General features: G+C 62.1%; 20 protein-coding genes. 5 read left to right on the forward strand and 15 right to left on the reverse strand.

Annotated elements, in window-relative coordinates; all coding sequences use genetic code 11:
• Positions 1-24: 24 nt before the first annotated feature.
• The 5 genes from L6637_RS31235 to L6637_RS31255 all read right to left on the reverse strand — a co-directional run bounded on the left by L6637_RS31235 (position 25) and on the right by L6637_RS31255 (position 5,250).
• The gene (locus tag L6637_RS31235; RefSeq protein ID WP_237872915.1) at positions 25-786 is read right to left on the reverse strand and encodes an ABC transporter permease; all 762 of its coding nucleotides are present in this window, start codon (positions 784-786) and stop codon (positions 25-27) included.
• The gene (locus L6637_RS31240) at positions 783-1,568 is read right to left on the reverse strand and encodes an ABC transporter permease (RefSeq protein ID WP_237872916.1); all 786 of its coding nucleotides are present in this window, start codon (positions 1,566-1,568) and stop codon (positions 783-785) included. Before L6637_RS31240 ends, L6637_RS31235 begins: the two co-directional genes overlap by 4 nt.
• Complete coding sequence (locus L6637_RS31245) at positions 1,565-2,410, reverse strand: ABC transporter ATP-binding protein (protein ID WP_237872917.1); 846 nt, start codon at positions 2,408-2,410, stop codon at positions 1,565-1,567. Before L6637_RS31245 ends, L6637_RS31240 begins: the two co-directional genes overlap by 4 nt.
• A 123-nt stretch (positions 2,411-2,533) precedes the next feature.
• Positions 2,534-4,228, reverse strand: coding sequence for a dihydroxy-acid dehydratase (gene ilvD, locus L6637_RS31250; RefSeq protein WP_237872918.1), 1,695 nt, complete (start codon positions 4,226-4,228; stop codon positions 2,534-2,536).
• A 77-nt stretch (positions 4,229-4,305) separates the two neighbouring features.
• Positions 4,306-5,250, reverse strand: coding sequence for an ABC transporter substrate-binding protein (locus L6637_RS31255; RefSeq protein WP_237872919.1), 945 nt, complete (start codon positions 5,248-5,250; stop codon positions 4,306-4,308).
• Between the two features lie 217 nt (positions 5,251-5,467).
• Between L6637_RS31255 and L6637_RS31260 the strand changes: the two genes are divergently transcribed.
• Positions 5,468-6,376: an NAD(P)-dependent oxidoreductase gene (locus L6637_RS31260; protein WP_237872920.1), complete on the forward strand. Its 909-nt coding sequence runs from the start codon at positions 5,468-5,470 to the stop codon at positions 6,374-6,376.
• Between the two features lie 24 nt (positions 6,377-6,400).
• Here L6637_RS31260 and L6637_RS31265 read toward each other — a convergent pair whose 3' ends face one another.
• The 7 genes from L6637_RS31265 to L6637_RS31290 form a co-directional block, all read right to left on the reverse strand.
• Positions 6,401-6,964, reverse strand: a complete 564-nt coding sequence (locus L6637_RS31265) for a flavin reductase family protein (RefSeq protein WP_237872921.1) — start codon at positions 6,962-6,964, stop codon at positions 6,401-6,403.
• 9 nt (positions 6,965-6,973) lie between these two features.
• On the reverse strand, positions 6,974-8,203 hold the full coding sequence (locus tag L6637_RS31270; protein WP_237872922.1) for an acyl-CoA dehydrogenase family protein: 1,230 nt from the start codon (positions 8,201-8,203) through the stop codon (positions 6,974-6,976).
• 64 nt (positions 8,204-8,267) lie between these two features.
• Entirely contained in the window at positions 8,268-9,536 is a 1,269-nt protein-coding gene (locus L6637_RS31275; protein ID WP_237866851.1) for a CaiB/BaiF CoA transferase family protein, read from the reverse strand.
• Positions 9,537-9,680: 144 nt separating this feature from the next.
• Positions 9,681-9,908 (reverse strand): hypothetical protein, encoded by a 228-nt coding sequence (locus L6637_RS42635; protein WP_338076877.1) that lies wholly within the window; start codon positions 9,906-9,908, stop codon positions 9,681-9,683.
• Between the two features lie 246 nt (positions 9,909-10,154).
• Positions 10,155-10,421: a hypothetical protein gene (locus L6637_RS31280; RefSeq protein WP_237872924.1), complete on the reverse strand. Its 267-nt coding sequence runs from the start codon at positions 10,419-10,421 to the stop codon at positions 10,155-10,157.
• A gap of 535 nt (positions 10,422-10,956) precedes the next feature.
• Positions 10,957-11,115, reverse strand: a complete 159-nt coding sequence (locus L6637_RS31285; protein WP_237866855.1) for a hypothetical protein — start codon at positions 11,113-11,115, stop codon at positions 10,957-10,959.
• A gap of 74 nt (positions 11,116-11,189) precedes the next feature.
• Positions 11,190-11,327, reverse strand: coding sequence for a clathrin light chain (locus tag L6637_RS31290; protein WP_237866857.1), 138 nt, complete (start codon positions 11,325-11,327; stop codon positions 11,190-11,192).
• Between the two features lie 137 nt (positions 11,328-11,464).
• Between L6637_RS31290 and L6637_RS31295 the strand changes: the two genes are divergently transcribed.
• On the forward strand, positions 11,465-11,809 hold the full coding sequence (locus tag L6637_RS31295; protein WP_237872925.1) for a response regulator: 345 nt from the start codon (positions 11,465-11,467) through the stop codon (positions 11,807-11,809).
• A 135-nt stretch (positions 11,810-11,944) separates the two neighbouring features.
• On the opposite strand, the gene L6637_RS31300 is transcribed toward L6637_RS31295, so the two are convergent.
• Positions 11,945-12,088 (reverse strand): hypothetical protein, encoded by a 144-nt coding sequence (locus tag L6637_RS31300; RefSeq protein ID WP_237866861.1) that lies wholly within the window; start codon positions 12,086-12,088, stop codon positions 11,945-11,947.
• Positions 12,089-12,271: 183 nt separating this feature from the next.
• On the opposite strand from L6637_RS31300, the gene L6637_RS31305 reads away from it, so the two are divergent.
• The 3 genes from L6637_RS31305 to L6637_RS31315 all read left to right on the forward strand — a co-directional run bounded on the left by L6637_RS31305 (position 12,272) and on the right by L6637_RS31315 (position 14,474).
• Complete coding sequence (locus tag L6637_RS31305) at positions 12,272-13,786, forward strand: FAD-dependent monooxygenase (RefSeq protein ID WP_237872926.1); 1,515 nt, start codon at positions 12,272-12,274, stop codon at positions 13,784-13,786.
• A gap of 275 nt (positions 13,787-14,061) precedes the next feature.
• Positions 14,062-14,262, forward strand: coding sequence for a hypothetical protein (locus tag L6637_RS31310; RefSeq protein ID WP_237866863.1), 201 nt, complete (start codon positions 14,062-14,064; stop codon positions 14,260-14,262).
• Entirely contained in the window at positions 14,259-14,474 is a 216-nt protein-coding gene (locus tag L6637_RS31315; RefSeq protein WP_237872927.1) for a hypothetical protein, read from the forward strand. Before L6637_RS31310 ends, L6637_RS31315 begins: the two co-directional genes overlap by 4 nt.
• Positions 14,475-14,602: 128 nt before the next feature.
• Here the strand turns inward: L6637_RS31315 and L6637_RS31320 are convergent, their stop codons facing one another.
• Both L6637_RS31320 and L6637_RS31325 read right to left on the reverse strand, forming a co-directional pair.
• Complete coding sequence (locus L6637_RS31320; RefSeq protein WP_237866867.1) at positions 14,603-14,788, reverse strand: hypothetical protein; 186 nt, start codon at positions 14,786-14,788, stop codon at positions 14,603-14,605.
• Positions 14,789-15,124: 336 nt separating this feature from the next.
• Positions 15,125-15,382 (reverse strand): hypothetical protein, encoded by a 258-nt coding sequence (locus L6637_RS31325; RefSeq protein ID WP_237866869.1) that lies wholly within the window; start codon positions 15,380-15,382, stop codon positions 15,125-15,127.
• Positions 15,383-15,408: the final 26 nt, after the last annotated feature.

The following is a 15,408-nucleotide window of genomic DNA, read 5'->3' on the forward strand; positions in this document are numbered from 1 at the left end:
GGTCTTCTGCTTTTGTTCGTCAGGTCACGCTTCGGGGAAGCCTCGCAAGAGATACGATCGCACCGCGCCCAACAACGCATTGAGGATCAACCCAAGCAGCGAGATCGTGATCAGCGGCACGAACATGTCGACCGCTTGGAAGGTGCGGGCCGCCGTCACAAGGGCATGGCCCAAGCCGTCCGTCGACGTGATCATCTCGGCCAGAAACACCACGATGCAGGAAATAACAAGGCCGATTCGGCATCCAGTCAGGATCGATGGCATCGCCGCCGGCAACACCACCTTGAACAGGATTTTATAGCGCGGCGTTCCCGCCGCCATGGCGGACCAGATCAACTTCTGCTCTACGGTTGACGCACCGTAATACGTCGAGAGCAAAATCGGGAAGAGTGCGTCCGCCGCGACCAAGGTGATCTTCGATCCGTGGCCGAAACCCAGCAGCAACAGCAGCGCCGGGTAGAGCGCGACCTTCGGCAACGGTGCCAACACGCGCACGATCGGCCGAACCACGGCATTGATCGCGGGACTTGCGGCAGCCGCGATGCCGATGCTGACGCCGAGGACGACCGCAATCGCGAATCCAGCAAACAGCCGGATCAACGTCGCTGCGACTTCCTGCTGAAACGCCCATGTCACGAGCTGCTCGAGCAGCCGCGTGAAGACGAAGCCCGGCGCCGGCAACAAAACCGCCGGAGCGAAGCCGAACGTCACCAGGGCCTGCCATAGCGCGACCACCAGCACAATCGGCGCGAGCCCTAAGATAGCGTTCGCAGAACGTGACATCATGAGAAGCTCAGCGGCATGTCGAATTGAGGCTCGGACCAGCGCACAAGCCCCGCACGAACCCGCTCGAAAACAGCATCGAGACAAATGCCCATCGCTCCGACGACGATGATCATCGCGTAAACCGTATCGTACTGTCCCATGTCGAGCGCGTTGAACAGGATGTTCCCTGCCCCCGACTGGCGCGCAATCATCTCGCTTGTGATCATGGTGATCAACGCCAGCACCAGGCCGGTCCGGCACCCGGTTAGAATTTCCGGGAGCGCGGCCGGGAGCACGATCCGGACCAGACGTTGCAAGGCCGACAGCCCCATCGCCGCGCCCGACCACAGCATCTTCTCCTCGACGGCCTTGGCGCCTTCAAAACTGTGATAGATCACCGGCAGGCTGACACCGAGAAAGATCACGAGAATCTTCGTAGCTTCGCCAACGCCAAGCCACAGCATGATGATCGGCATCAGAGCTGCCTTCGGAACAGGATAGATCACCATCAAGAGTGGATTGAAGAAGGATGCGACGGCCCGACTACGGCCCATCAACAGGCCTAGTGGAATCGAAACCAGCACGGCGATGCCGAACCCGATCGCCATGCGGCGGAGCGAGGCCAGGATATTGATCAGAGATTCCTTGTCACCGAGGATATCCGGGACCGCGCGGATCGCCTCGAGCGCCGTCGGGAAGCTGTCGTTCTTCAAGCCGAGCGAAGCGACCTGCCAAGCCGCCAATAATCCAATGCAAGCCAGCACCGGCGCAGCACGTCTCGCCACGGCAGCCGGCGATATCATAAAAGCGAACCGGCATGGTCGCTTTCATCGAACATGCGCTCGATGTCGACGACGTATTTTTGATACCGTGGATCGAGCAACAGCTCGTTGCGGCGCCGCGGCCGCGGCAGATCGATATCGATAACCTCCCTGATGCGACCGGGAGACTTCGACATCATCACGACCTTGTCTGAAAGGAAGACCGCTTCGTCGACCGAGTGGGTGACGAACAGCACCGTCTTGCGGTCGCGCTCCCAGATGTTCAGGAGATCGTTCTGAAGGCGCGTCCGGGTATGAGCGTCGAGCGCGCCGAACGGCTCGTCCATCAATAGTACCTCCGGGTGGTAGGCCAGTGTCCGTGCCAGCGCGACGCGCTGCTTCATGCCGCCCGACAACTCCTTCGGGTAGAAGTTTTCATAGCCCTTGAGCCCGACCATCTCGATCAGCGCGCGGCTCTGTGCATCTGCCTCGGTGGCACTTACCCCCTGCTGACGGGGACCGTACATCACATTGCCCAGTACCGTCTTCCAGGGAAACAGCGCGAACTCCTGGAACACTGGCCCGCGATCCGGCCCCGGCCCCGTGATGGCCTGTCCCTTCATCTTCGCCGCGCCGCTGGTTGGGCTGACGAAACCACCGACGATATAAAGCAGCGTCGACTTGCCACAGCCTGAGGGACCAAGGATAGAGACGAACGCCCCCTCCTCGATCGTCAAGGAGATGTCCGATAGTGCCAAATGATCGTTGCGCGCCGAGGTCTGAAAGACCTGCGAGACGCGGTCAATCTCGATGATCGCAGATGCCGGCTTTTGTGACGTCACCGGTCTCACCCAGTCGCTCGATCTCGAAGGCACTACCTTCATCCCGCCTCTCGCTTCACTCACGCGCGAACGTCACGCCACCGATCTACTGAATGTCTCCGTCAGCCGCATGAGCTTAGCAAGAAACCTGCCAAACCAGTCGTCATTTCGCGCGCGCGCGACGCCTCAATCGAACCATGGCCACTCCGCGGGTCCTTCGTGCGTGACTGCGCCGCCCGGCGCCTGACCGACCAGTCGCGCATATTTTGCGAGCGCACCAGCACGATGACGAGGCGGGCGCTGCTTCCAATCGCGTCGTCGCGCCGCGAGTTCCTGTTCATCGACCAGCAGGTCCATGCGACGGCCAGCGGCATCAATCCGGATCTTGTCGCCGTCGCGGACCAGCGCCAGCGGGCCACCAACAAACGCTTCCGGCGACACATAACCGATGCACATGCCACGCGTGGCACCGGAAAACCGCCCATCCGTGATCAAGGCAACCTTCTCGCCCATGCCCTGGCCATAGATCAGCGCTGTCACGCCGAGCATCTCGCGCATGCCGGGACCGCCGACCGGCCCTTCGTTGCGGATCACAAGGACCTCGCCAGCCTTGTAGCTGCGGTCGCGAACCGCGGCGACGCAAGCCTCTTCATCCTCGAAGACGCGCGCCACGCCTTCGAAGAGTTGACTCTTCAAACCTGCAACCTTGATGACGGCGCCATCGGGGCAGAGATTACCCTTCAGCACCGCAACACCGCCGTCGGGCATGATCGGCGCGCGGGCCGCATAAACGACCTCCCCGTCGGGGGCATTGGCCGTTCTATATTCTTCCGCAAGCGTATGGCCCGTGATGGTCAGGCAACCTCCATCGATATGCCCACTCTGGATCAATTCGCGGATCACGACGGCCGCGCCACCAATGTCGTAGACGTCCTTTGCAGTGTATTTGCCGCCGGGCCGCAGGTTTCCAATCAGCGGCGTCCGAGCAAAGACCTCGCCGACATCATCGATCGTGAAGGCGATGCCGGCCTCGTTTGCGATCGCCGGCAAATGCAGCGCGGCATTGGTCGAGCCACCTGTCGCAGCAACGATCGCCGCGCCGTTCTCCAGGGATTTCCGTGTCACGACGTCGCGTGGCAGCGGCCCGCCACGTTCGAGCATCTCCATGATCAATCGCCCCGCGCGACGAGAGAACTGCGCGCGCTCAGCATAGACGCCAGGCACCATCGACACGTTGGGAATGGTCAGGCCCATAGCCTCCGACACCATCCCCATGGTGTTCGCAGTGAACTGACCGGCGCAGGCGCCGATCGTCGGCAGGCAGGCGCGCTCGATCCGTTCGAGCGTCGCGCCGTCGATCTCGCCCGTCATGAAGCTGCCGACAGCCTCGTAGGAATCGAGGACGGTCAGCGTCCGTCCATTCAGGCGACCCGGCAGCGAACTGCCGCCATAGATGAAGATGGAAGGCACGTTGCAGCGAACCATTCCCATCATCACGCCCGGAAGCGTCTTGTCGCATCCGCCGTATCCGATCAGCGCATCATAGGCGAGACCATGAACGACAGCCTCGATGGAGTCGGCGATCAGCTCACGTGAAAACAGGGAGAATTTCATCCCCTCGTGATTCATGCTGATGCCGTCTGACACCGAGACGGTCGAGAATTCGCGCGGCGTCCCGCCGGCTTCCTCGATTCCGGTCTTGGCCGAAGCCACCTGGAAATCATGGGTCATATTGCAGGGCGTCTGCTCGCCCTTCATGCTGACAATGCCCACCATCGGCTTTGCAATGGCCGCGTCGTCCAGCCCCATGGCGCGCATGAAGGCGCGGTGCGGCGCCCGGTCGAGCCCGTCAGTGGTAATCCGTGATCGCAGCTTCTTCATGCTTGCTCATCTCGATGCAATGTCCCGCATGTGGCGGGGCACTGCGACTTCGTTCATCTTGCGAACCGCTCTATCGCTTATTGCAGCGGCGCGACGATGGTCGGGTGCTTGAACTGCGCGACATCCAGTTTTGGCAGCATTCCCGTGTCCGCATAAATGTCCAGCATCTTCTGGATCGCAGGGAAGTTCGGTGCCGCACCGGGATCGCGACCGAAATCGTTGTCCTTGAGCAGGTAAGTATCGAGCACTGGAACGGGCGCCTTCAGCACCTCGGACACCACCTTCAGGGTCTCTTCGCGGTTCGCGAGCGCCTTCTTCATACCCGACGTGATGTCGCGGACATAGGTCTTCACCAGTTCTGGGTTCTTGTCGACGAAATCGGCACGGCAGGCCTCCAGGATGTGCACGATGTTCGGCATCGCCTGCGACAGCGAGAACAGCTTACGCGTACCGCCCTTCGCCTCAGCCCGTGCTGCAAACGGCTGATTCATGTTGACCGCATCGACCCGGCCCTGGCGCAGCGCATCCTCCGAGACGGCAAAACCGACCTCGACCAGCTTGATATCCTTGCCGGGATCGACACCGTTCTGCTTCAGAAGCAGGTTGAACGGGCCTTGCGTGCCGCCACCGATCACGGAAATGCCAACCGTCTTGCCCTTAAGGTCCGCAATCGTCTTGATCGGCGAGTCATTCATCACCGCCCAGTAGACCGAGAAGCCACCGGGCTTCTCGAAGACGTGCTGCGCCACGATATAGGCCTTGAGGTTGCCGCCGACCACGCCGTTAGCCAGCGACAGCGGCGCCTGCGTCGCGCAATCCAGTGCGCCGGCCGCCAGTGCCTGCGTCATCGGCGCGGTGCCCTGAAATTGGGTCCACTCGATATTGTAGGTCTTGCCGATGTCGGGAAACTCGGCCGGCCTACGCATCATCCAGTATTTGGATTCCTCGGCCGGGATCGTCCAGCCCACGCGGATCGTCTGCTGCGCTCGTGCGGGGCTTGCGCCCGCAATCATGGCTGCCATAGCCCCTATCGCCAGCGTCCACCTCGAAACTGCCCGCATCGTGCCCACTCCGTTGCTCCGGCGCCGACCGACGCCACCCAACCCGACCGGCCCAAATGTTTCATGGTTCAAACAATCAGGCAAGCCATGCAAGACGGCACGGTTTCGCCGCGATATCCGTTGTGTATGGTGCGGCAGCGGTCGCGCGCCATTGCGCTGCGGCAGGAGGAGGCAACCTATGGCTGCTGCGAGCAAGGCAAACCCGCAAGGCGTCGAGAGGCTTGGCTATCTCGGCCTGGGACTGATGGGAACGCCGATGACCCGGCGCCTGCTCGAGGCCGGCTATCACGTCAGCGTCTGGAACCGTTCTGAGGGCAAGGTCGCGCCGCTTGTCGAGGCCGGCGCCAACCGCGCGAGCACGCCGCGTGACCTCCTGACGAACTCCGACATCGTTTTTATGTGCGTGACCGACGCCGCCGCCGTCGAAGAGGTGATCTTCGGACCGGAGGGGCTCGCTGCGGCTCCCGGGGCAGGCAAGCTCGTGGTCGATTTTTCGTCGATCCATCCCGACGCCGCGCGCGAGCTTGCGGCGCGACTGAAAGCTGCGAACGGCGCAAACTGGATCGATGCGCCGGTGTCCGGTGGCACCAAGGGTGCCGAAGAAGGCACGCTTGCCATCATGGCTGGAGGAGAGACCTCTGATATCGAGCGGGCACGGCCTTATGTGCTGGCCATGGCGCGCAGGTTCACCCACATGGGTCCGACCGGCGCCGGCCAAACCACGAAACTCTGCAACCAGGTGATCGTCGGATGCGCGATGACCGTGCTTGCGGAGGCAACGCGCCTTGCCTCGAACGCGGGAATTGACGCGAGCCGGCTGCCGGAGGCGCTCGCTGGCGGCTTTGCCGATTCGATCCCGCTTCAGCTCTTCGTACCGCGCATGGTCCAGGGCATTCACTCACCCCCGCTCGGGCACATTGCAACGATGCTGAAGGATCTCGACACGGTCGCCGATGTCGCGCAAGCAACATCGACGCCGGTGCCAATGGCGACCCTCGCGGGTCAGATCTTCAGGCTGGCAAAGGCTGCACGCGGCGCAGAAGCCGACGCTCTGGAAATCTACAAGCTTTCGGCGGCGGACCGTTGAACTGACCAGCGTCCCTGAATCGCACTATGGCGTCTTCTTGCGCGCGTCGTCGGACAAGAATCGGCCATAAGTCCCTCGCGCGAACAGCAGAGGCTCTCGTGCGTTGTAGGCATAGGCCTCGACCGCGCCGAGAAAGATCACGTGATCGCCACCATAATAGCGATTGACGGATCGACACTGAAAACTTGCCACACTCTCGGCCAGCACGGGCGCATTGCCGAGGCCCGGCGTCCAGTCCACACCGGCGAACTTGTCTTCCGACGACTTGGCAAACTTGTCCGCAAGCGCCTGCTGCGAGGTGCCCAACACATGCACCGTGAAATGGGTGGCGTTTTGAAACACGGTCAGGCTCGATGAATAGACGCCAAGGCTCCAGAGAACCAAAGGAGGATTCAAGGAGACCGAGGCGAACGAGTTGCAGGTGATGCCATACGGCTTTCCATCAGCGGCTGTAGCCGTGATGATGGTTACACCCGTTCCGTAGGTGCCGAGCGCGTTGCGGAAATCACGCGGGTCGATCGGCGAGTTGTCGCTCGCGAACTCGTTGGCGGGATCGGAGGCGGCCGGATGCTTTGGCTGGTCATTCATCGGCCGGCCTCACAAGGTGAGATTCTCGGACGGCAGGCCGAGGGCCACGCGTCCATAATTGGTTCCGGCCGCATCGAAATTGAATGCGAGGTGCGAATTAATCGCGTGCGCATCGCGAAACTGCCGCTGTAGCACACCGGTCGTGAACAGGCCGCGCGCCCCGCTCGCCGCGAACAGCATAGAGACGGCGTCAGTGCACAGATTGACCGAGAACGCTCCATCGCGCCGGTATCTGGTCTTGGTGACCATATCGGGCGTGTGGTTGCGCCGTGCGTCCTCCATCGCCTCATTGCAGGCCGAGCGCATGATGAGGCGCGCGGCATCAATCTTGGCGGAAGCTTCCGCGATCTTGATTTGCGTGCTCTGGAAGTCGCTCAACTTGGCGCGGTTGTACGTCGAAATGCGGTGACGCGCGACCTCCGTATAGTCGTCCAGGCACGCCTGCGCATTGCCGAGCGCGACGCCGGAGAGAACATAGGGAAACAGCGAGAAGACGGGAAGGGCGTACAGCGGATTGGGGTTCACCTTACTGCCGGGGGTCGCGCCGCCTGCGAGATCACCCACCGCGACGGTCATATGATCGGGCACGAAGGCATCCCTGACTTCGACATCCGACGACCCGGTGCCGCGCAGTCCGGCAACATTCCAGGTATCGAGGATCTTGTAGTCAGCCTTGGGCAATAGAAAGATGCGGTATTCGATTCCGTCAGCCTCGTCGTCGGATGCGACGACGCTTGCAAGCATGTTCCATGCGCACGAGCCGACGCCCGACGAGAACGGCCAGCTTCCGCGCAGCTGGTATCCGCCTTCGACCTTTCTGGCACGGCCGGCAGGGAAGATGAACGACGATGCGATCAGCACGTCCGGCTCTCGGCCCCAGACCAAATCCTGCGCACGCTGCTCGAACATACCGAGCATCCAGTGGTGACTTGCCAGATTAGCCAGATTCCAAGCCACAGATGCGTCGGCCCGCCCAAGCAACTCGGCACAATCGATAAGGGCAACATAATCGAGCTCGGCGCCGCCGACACGCTTCGGCTGCAGCATCCGGAACAGACCGGCTTCATGCAAGTCGCCCTCGGTCTCCGGCGGCAGGTGCCGCAGCTCCTCAGTTCGAGCCGCGCGTTCCCGCAATTGCGGCACCAGCGCTCGGGCCTTGGCAATCATCGCTGCATAGGCTCGTTCGCCGGAGTCTGTCGCCACCGACTGACCCATGCTCGGCTCCTGACCAGACACCATTCGCGTCCCTCGCTCTCATGCATTTATGAGGCTGGAACCTTGCCAAATCAAGCTGTTGCTGCACTCAGCCCGATGTCGCGGCCTTGCGCAGCCCGAATGCGCCTTTTTCGGCCAATGCCGCAATCCGCTTCTCGTCGTAACCAAGCGTTTCGCGCATCACGCCCTGAGTATGCTCACCCAGCAGCGGTGCCGCCACAGGATCAATTGCAGACGTTAAACTCATGCTGATCGGCGGCTCGATATTCGGCACCCACTGCGCGGTACGATGCGGGATCCGGCTCAAGCGCGCGCGTTCGCGCGCTTCCGGTGCATTGAACCCTTCCTCCACGGTTCGGAGATAGCCGACCGGAATATTGGCCAGCTTCATCTTCGCCATCCAGTTCTCGAGCGTGTCGCTTGCAAACACTTCAGCGATGGCCGCACGTAGGAGCTCCTTGTTCTGAGACCTTGCTTTACGCGTGGCGAACTGTGGCGCGTTGAGGAGATCCGGCCGGTTGAGCACCTCGACCACCAGCCGTCGATACAGCCGATCATTGGCGCACGCCATGTAGAGCGGACCATCGGATGCCTCGTAGACACCAACAGTGGGAGACCCGGCCGGCGAATTGCCGAACCGGCCGGGATTCTCGCCGTTGATCAGATAGGCCATGCCGTAGAAGCCCGTCATCCCCATGGCGACATCGAACAACGCGACCTCCACATGCTGCCCGCGGCCGAGACGATCCCGCGCTAACAGTGCCAGCAGGATCGCGTTGCAAGCCGACATCCCGGTCGCCATGTCGACAATCGGCGGGCCGGTACGAACTGCCGGGCCATCCGCGAACCCGTTGAGCGACATGAAGCCGCTTTCGGCTTGCGTGATGGGATCGAATCCCGGGCGTGAGGCAAATGGCCCGGTGCGCCCATAAGCGGAGATCGAGCAATAGACCAGCCGCGGGTTGAGCGGCGCGACGGCCTCGTAATCCAGGCCGAACTTCTTCATGACGCCGCTCGAAAAATTCTCCACGACCACATCGGCCTTGCGGATCAGATCCAACGCAATCTCCCGCCCCTCTTGAACTGCAAGATCGAGCGCTATACCGCGCTTGTTGCGGTTCAAGCTGAGATAGGCTGCGCTTTCGCCACCGATCTCGGCATGCTCATAGGCGCGCGTGTCGTCGCCGCCATCGGGATTCTCGATCTTGATGACGTACGCACCGAAATCGGCCAGCGTCTGTGTGCAAGCGGGGCCCGCAACCACACGCGTAAAATCGACGACCAGCAAGCCGTCAAGCGCGGTTGGTCTTCCCTCCGACCGCGACGAACGTTCTGGCAATTGAGGCTTAATGGGCATCTCGAGCTCCCTTACATCGGCTTATGTTCGCCGAATTCGCTGCAAGCGAACTTAAAGCCCGGCCGGACGACTTCGCAAGTGCTTCAACAAGAAGGCCTTAAAAGAGGCCCAGCAACAGTGAAGCTAGTGAATGGACGTTCCGCGTCACGTGACACCCCGCTTAGCGAAGCGACGTTCGACCATTGAGCGCATGCGACCAGGCGCAGGTGACCTCGGCTCGCAGTGCCGATGGCCCACCTTGATGAAGTTGTTTGCCGAGACCAGGTTGTCCGTCGTATCGGAGACGATGCCGTGCCATCCGACACGCCGCCCGTGCGCTTCGGCAGCCCGCATCAATCTGAGTTGAAGCCCCCCGCCCCAATGCCGCGGCAAGACTCCGACCCTGGAGAAGTAGCCGAAATTCCGTTCGCGAGTGGATCACGCGTGACGCCTGCGAAGGCGACCGCATCGTCGCCTTGATCGACAAGTTATCACGCTTCGAGGCCGAACTCCGGTGTCGCCGCAGTGTCGAAACCAGTGCGTCGGCAACGTCATCATCAGAGCGTCGATTACCAATTATGTGCATAGCACGACTCATCGAACGGATCGCAGTGCAGCGGTGCCGCCGTCATGAGAAGCTCACTTGCTCAGCACGACCTTCACGCCGAGCCAGACGACCTCCATCAGGCCGGTCGCTATCACAATAATCACGGCCTTAAACGCATAGATCTGGGCCCGCTCCACGCTTTTTCGCCACCGTCGGAGGTACTGGAAATCCGCCCTTATCTCCCTCCGGTCGTCATCTTCGAGCCCAAAGGAGGCCAGCACCGACGCCTCCGCCTTCAACACGATCGCATCGACACCGTCCAACCGCTGCCTTTGCTGCTCGGCCGGCGTCTCGGCCATGATCGTCCTGATCTCGGCATCTGGTATCTTCCAGCACGATGATCCTTGAAACATTCTCAAAACCACATTTGGCTAGATAGAAGGACGACGAGATTACAGTGATCGCCGCGAACCTGGTCAGAGGACCCGTTGATCCGACAACGATAACCTTGTCCTAAACGGGAAGCTTGCCCAGCCGCGACTAAAGATCGTGCCGGCTACTCGTTTGATGAAACCATTTTCTCAGTGTTTTGCCCGACGGGTCAAGTCATTTTTTGATAAACCGAAAAACGGCTCCAGCGCATGACGGGGGGCTTGGTGCGCCGGAGCCGCCATTCCAGCCGGCCAATCGGCGGTAGGCCGGCACGACACCAAATCCGGCCTGGAACTGAAGGTTCCTATTCCCTCGCGATCCGGACTTGCGCGGGCCGCGTTACCAACTGCCGCCCTCCACGACCGGCGCGGACCAGCGGGGTCAGCCGACGGCAAACGCGATCCAGGTCGCTCCGCGACCAAGGCGATCATCACGCCTCGTTCAGCCCCGCGCCGCGATTGATCACGGCCGCTTCGCCCTTGGCGGTGAGCTCGTAGGTGTCGCCATCCTTCTGCCGTAGCCGTCGGCAATCAGCCGGAACAGCTCGCCGTGCCGGTCATCGCTGAAGGCGATGGACTGGCCGATGTTGCAGAGCATGGCGATATCAGAATCCGACAGCATGGCTCCTCCGGATCCTACAAATTCCGGGGCTGCAGTCCGTTCCTGCCGGGGATGCAGCCGGCGCCGTTTCGACATCAAAAAAACCCGCGGCGAATTGCTTCGCGCGGGCTGATCAGAATTTTTCGATGGTGCTGTTGTGCCGGTGTTTTGCCCGACGTGTCAATCAACCGATGGAGCCGCCGCCATTCGGTCGCATCGCGCGTGAAGGGCATCCACATTTCATGCCTGCACGCGCACAGGAGGACACAACGAAGTCACACCCGAACCATTCGTTGTACACGCCTTGCGGGCGCGCGTTCGGAACCCGGAGGGAGCGGCGCGCGTTTCATCACCGGAGGATTAATCACCCATGAGTCATGTTGTACTCGTCGTCGACGACGACGCCGGCGTTCTGGATGTCGTGGCAAGCATGCTGCAGGAGCTCGGCTGCGAAGTGGTCGGTGCGCAGAGCGGAGCGCAAGCTCTCGAGCAACTCGTCCAGAACGAGCGCATCTCGATCCTCATTACCGATATCAACATGCCGGGCATGGACGGACACGAGCTGGCCGAGCGCGCCAGGCGCGTGCGACCGAGCCTGAAGGTGCTTCAACTGTCAGGCCGGGAGCCGCGGCGTGGCGGCCTTCCCATGATCCGCAAGCCCTTCTCCCTCGAGGATCTCACCAACACTATGAAGCAGACGACAGGTGTCTGCTGAACGTTTGCCGCCATATAAAAAGCCCGCGGCGGATCCGTCCCGCGCGGGCTGAAGCAACTTTTCGATGATGCTATTTGCCAGTGATTTGCCCGACGAGTCAAACGAACGATCCGGGTGGCTCCGTGCGTTGGTGAATCAGTAGGATCGGCATGACTTCAGGCGGGCGAGACCGGCGACGTCGGCCGGGACCTCGTTCACGGCGATGGCGGCACCATCGACCTTCCCACCAAGCCCGGCGATCTGTCGCAGGACGACTAGGCCGCCGGTGACGGCGCGCATCTCGACGGTATCATTCCTTCGGCGATTGGCCGCCGTTGCCTGCCCGACGCCTCACGAAGGCCGAACGCAAGCGAAACAACGCCCCTCCTCCCAGCTCTATATGTGGTGCGCAAGGGGCTTGCTTCAAGCTCCCCATCCCCGTGTACACCCCCGCGCCTCAAGCTACCTGAGAGGGGTCACCACATGCCTGTCCTGCTGCCGACGTCACGTGCGCGCGCCCGCACCTTGCCAAGGCGCACCGCACATACGCCCGACCATGCCGTCGTGATCGCCGGCGGCGGGCCGACCGGATTGATGCTGGCGGCGGAGCTGGCGCTGGCGAAGTGCGATGTCGCCATCGTCGAGCGCCGCGCCAGCCAGGATCTCACCGGCACGCGGGCCGGCGGCCTGCACGCGCGCAGCATCGAGATCCTCGATCAGCGCGGCATGGCCGATCGCTTCCTGCGCGAAGGGACCATCACCCAGCTCGCGGGCTTTGCCTGGACGCGGCTCGACATCAGCGATCTGCCCACAAGGCACCCTTACGGGCTGGCGCTGCGGCAGAGCCATATCGAACGTATCCTCGCCGGTTGGGTGGAGGAAACAGGCGTCCCCATCTATCGGGGCCGCGAGGTGAGCGATGTCGTGCAGGACGACACCGGCGTCGACATCACACTCGCAGGCGGCGAGAGCTTGCGTGCGGACTATCTGGTCGGCTGCGACGGCGGGCGGAGCCTGGTTCGCAAGGCAGCACGCATCGATTTTGCCGGCACGGATCCGACGCTCAGCAACCTCATGGCCGACGTCGAGATGCGCGAGGCGCCGGCATGGGGACTGCGTCACGACGAAATCGGCTTTCACGGCCTCAGCAAGACGGAGAATGGACGCGTGCTGGTCGTCATGACGGAAGCGAGGCTCGAGCGCAGCGGCGAGGCTTCCTTGCGCGATCTCAGCGAGGCGCTCATCGCTGTCTACGGCACCGATTTTGGCGTCCACAACCCATCCTGGATCTCGCGTTTCACCGACGCGGCACGGCAGGCCGTCTCCTATCGCAAAGCACGCGTGCTGCTCGCTGGCGACGCCGCGCATATCCATCACTCCGTCGGTGGACAGGGCCTCAACACCGGCCTGCAGGATGCCGTCAATCTCGGCTGGAAACTCGCGCAGGTGGTGAAGGGCATTTCGCCCGAGGGCCTGCTCGACAGCTATCATGTCGAACGCCATCCCGTGGCCGCGCGCGTGCTACGCAACACCAGGGCGCAGATCGCCCTGCTCCGCCGCAACGACGACGGCCGCAAAGCCGCACGCGAGATCGTCTCCGAGCTGCTCGCGATGGACCAGCCGCGCAAACGTTACGGCGCGATGATGAGCGGGCTCGACATCCGCTATGATCTCGGCGGCGGGCATCCCTTGCTCGGCTGCCGCATGCCCGATCTGACGCTGACCGTCGCGGGCCGCCGGATGCAGCTGTTCACGCTCCTGCACGATGCGCGCGGCGTGCTGCTCGATTTCTGCGGCGGACTAGACATCTCGCCATGGGCCGATCGCGTGATACACATCGGTGCCACGTACGATGGCGCGTGGGAGCTTCCTTCCATCGGAGCGATCGCCGCGCCGGGGGCTGTGCTGGTCCGGCCCGACGGGCATGTGGCGTGGGTGGACGATGAGAGCGCAGGCGGCCTTGCGGAAGCTCTGACGATCTGGTTCGGCGCGACGTAACACCGTCGGAAGCTCCAAAGGAGCAAGCCCCCGCGGGCTTGCTCCTTTGTTCAAAAGTGCACTTTCGATTCAGCCGTCACGCAAAATGAGTAAGTGTCTCAAAAGGCGAAATAGCGTGTTCAAAACGCGCGCTGATTTCTTTCCCGACCTATCAAATGATGATGACTCCTTGCGAGACGAGTCGTACGGTTAACCATCACCGCAAGGCCCGTGGCAGATATCGGTGATGAGAACGCCAGTCGCGCTTCCGCCTTCCACGCACAGAGAGCAGCGCCATGTTGAAGCGGCGTCGTTTCAAGCAGACCAAGACACTCCATCAGAGGCTCGCGGAGGAAGCCGCGCATTTGCGCGAACAGGCGCGCGCGCTTGCGCCGGGACGTCGCCGCGAGATTTTGTTGCGCCGTGCGCGGCACGACGAGATGGCAATGCAGATCGACGCCTGGCTGCATTCGCCGGGCTTGAGGGCGCCGTCATGAGCGAGCAGTATCGCGCCTACTTGATCGGTGAAAACGGCATCTTCCGCGCCGCCGAAGCCTTCGAGGCACCCAGCGACTCGTTGGCACTTGCCTTTGCAGAGCGGTTTGCGCGCCGCGGCGACGTCGAGGTCTGGCAGCTCGGCCGGAAGATCGGCGTGTTGAGGGGGCCCTCTCCGCCCGAGGTCCAAAGTAGATCCTTACGCCCGAACTGACCTAAGGCCTTAGCCTTTCGACCTCAAACTTGAACTTAACCTGCATCAGCGGCCCGATGTCGTCGCGGACCTCGCCTCGCGGCGGAACACGCCGGGCTGGTTACGGACCGTAGTTTCTCGAAACGACCTTAAGCCGCAGAGCCGGACGTGCGGTCGCGCATGGCCAGCTCGACCTGGTCCGCAAGCACGGTCAGATGGCCCGCGAGCTTCTCGAACAGCTCGCGCTTTTCCCTGTCGGTCGCAAGATCGCGTATCAGCGCGCATTCGGCAGCATCCCTGCGGAGCTTCTCGAGCTGCGTCTGGAAATCCTTCATGGCATCGCCTCCCTCGACATCACTGCCAGATTTCATCGCGACACGTATCGCATCGGTAGATCGAGACGGACCGGTCGCGCCTGACGTCGAGCACCGACGTGATGTAGCGCGACGGCGTCTTGCATGTCGGACACGACGGGCCAGGCTGTGGGCGACCTGGCCCGTGATGCTCTGCTTCACCCTTGTAGGTCACGACTCGAACTCCCGATGGCGGAGTTCCTAAGTAGCAAAGTGTACACTGGTTCCAAAAGCCGACGCACAAGCTTATGCAACGGATCGATACTAACCTATGTTAGGTCCTCGAAGCGTGCATCTGGACCGCGGCGCGACTTTAGTCTACGCCGCGCGCGGCATTTCCGCCGCCCGCTCGACCCGTGCTTCCAGCAAAGCGACCGAGGTCCGTAAGTTGTCACGGCGCGCCCGCAAGGCCTGCGCCAGCATCGAATATGTGGGGCTGCGAGGATCGGCATTCCCGGCATTGCGCTCCTCCTCGGCAATGTCGCCATCCAGCATCTGGATCCGCCAGTGCAGGTCGGAGATCAGAGCATGGAGCTGCAGGGACGCGGTCGCTTCGAAACGGGACGTTGACTGCATGGGATCGCCTCAATCTGAAACGGCCC

Source organism: Bradyrhizobium zhengyangense (genome assembly GCF_022012435.1).
Classification (GTDB): Bacteria; Pseudomonadota; Alphaproteobacteria; order Rhizobiales; family Xanthobacteraceae; genus Bradyrhizobium; species Bradyrhizobium zhengyangense.

Excerpts from the sequence above, each read along its gene's own strand:
- L6637_RS31310 (WP_237866863.1), top strand. The coding sequence starts at position 14,062 with ATGTTGAAGCGGCGTCGTTTCAAGCAGACCAAGACACTCCATCAGAGG.
- L6637_RS31300 (WP_237866861.1), bottom strand. The coding sequence starts at position 12,088 with ATGCGCGCCGTCACCGGCGGCCTAGTCGTCCTGCGACAGATCGCCGGG.
- L6637_RS31270 (WP_237872922.1), bottom strand. The coding sequence starts at position 8,203 with ATGGTGTCTGGTCAGGAGCCGAGCATGGGTCAGTCGGTGGCGACAGAC.
- L6637_RS31260 (WP_237872920.1), top strand. The coding sequence starts at position 5,468 with ATGGCTGCTGCGAGCAAGGCAAACCCGCAAGGCGTCGAGAGGCTTGGC.
- L6637_RS31320 (WP_237866867.1), bottom strand. The coding sequence starts at position 14,788 with ATGAAGGATTTCCAGACGCAGCTCGAGAAGCTCCGCAGGGATGCTGCC.
- L6637_RS31285 (WP_237866855.1), bottom strand. The coding sequence starts at position 11,115 with ATGCTGTCGGATTCTGATATCGCCATGCTCTGCAACATCGGCCAGTCC.
- L6637_RS31315 (WP_237872927.1), top strand. The coding sequence starts at position 14,259 with ATGAGCGAGCAGTATCGCGCCTACTTGATCGGTGAAAACGGCATCTTC.
- L6637_RS31255 (WP_237872919.1), bottom strand. The coding sequence starts at position 5,250 with ATGGCAGCCATGATTGCGGGCGCAAGCCCCGCACGAGCGCAGCAGACG.
- L6637_RS31295 (WP_237872925.1), top strand. The coding sequence starts at position 11,465 with ATGAGTCATGTTGTACTCGTCGTCGACGACGACGCCGGCGTTCTGGAT.
- L6637_RS31240 (WP_237872916.1), bottom strand. The coding sequence starts at position 1,568 with ATGATATCGCCGGCTGCCGTGGCGAGACGTGCTGCGCCGGTGCTGGCT.
- L6637_RS31305 (WP_237872926.1), top strand. The coding sequence starts at position 12,272 with ATGCCTGTCCTGCTGCCGACGTCACGTGCGCGCGCCCGCACCTTGCCA.
- L6637_RS31265 (WP_237872921.1), bottom strand. The coding sequence starts at position 6,964 with ATGAATGACCAGCCAAAGCATCCGGCCGCCTCCGATCCCGCCAACGAG.
- ilvD (WP_237872918.1), bottom strand. The coding sequence starts at position 4,228 with ATGAAGAAGCTGCGATCACGGATTACCACTGACGGGCTCGACCGGGCG.
- L6637_RS31245 (WP_237872917.1), bottom strand. The coding sequence starts at position 2,410 with ATGAAGGTAGTGCCTTCGAGATCGAGCGACTGGGTGAGACCGGTGACG.
- L6637_RS31325 (WP_237866869.1), bottom strand. The coding sequence starts at position 15,382 with ATGCAGTCAACGTCCCGTTTCGAAGCGACCGCGTCCCTGCAGCTCCAT.
- L6637_RS31235 (WP_237872915.1), bottom strand. The coding sequence starts at position 786 with ATGATGTCACGTTCTGCGAACGCTATCTTAGGGCTCGCGCCGATTGTG.
- L6637_RS31290 (WP_237866857.1), bottom strand. The coding sequence starts at position 11,327 with ATGCCCTTCACGCGCGATGCGACCGAATGGCGGCGGCTCCATCGGTTG.
- L6637_RS31275 (WP_237866851.1), bottom strand. The coding sequence starts at position 9,536 with ATGCCCATTAAGCCTCAATTGCCAGAACGTTCGTCGCGGTCGGAGGGA.
- L6637_RS31280 (WP_237872924.1), bottom strand. The coding sequence starts at position 10,421 with ATGGCCGAGACGCCGGCCGAGCAGCAAAGGCAGCGGTTGGACGGTGTC.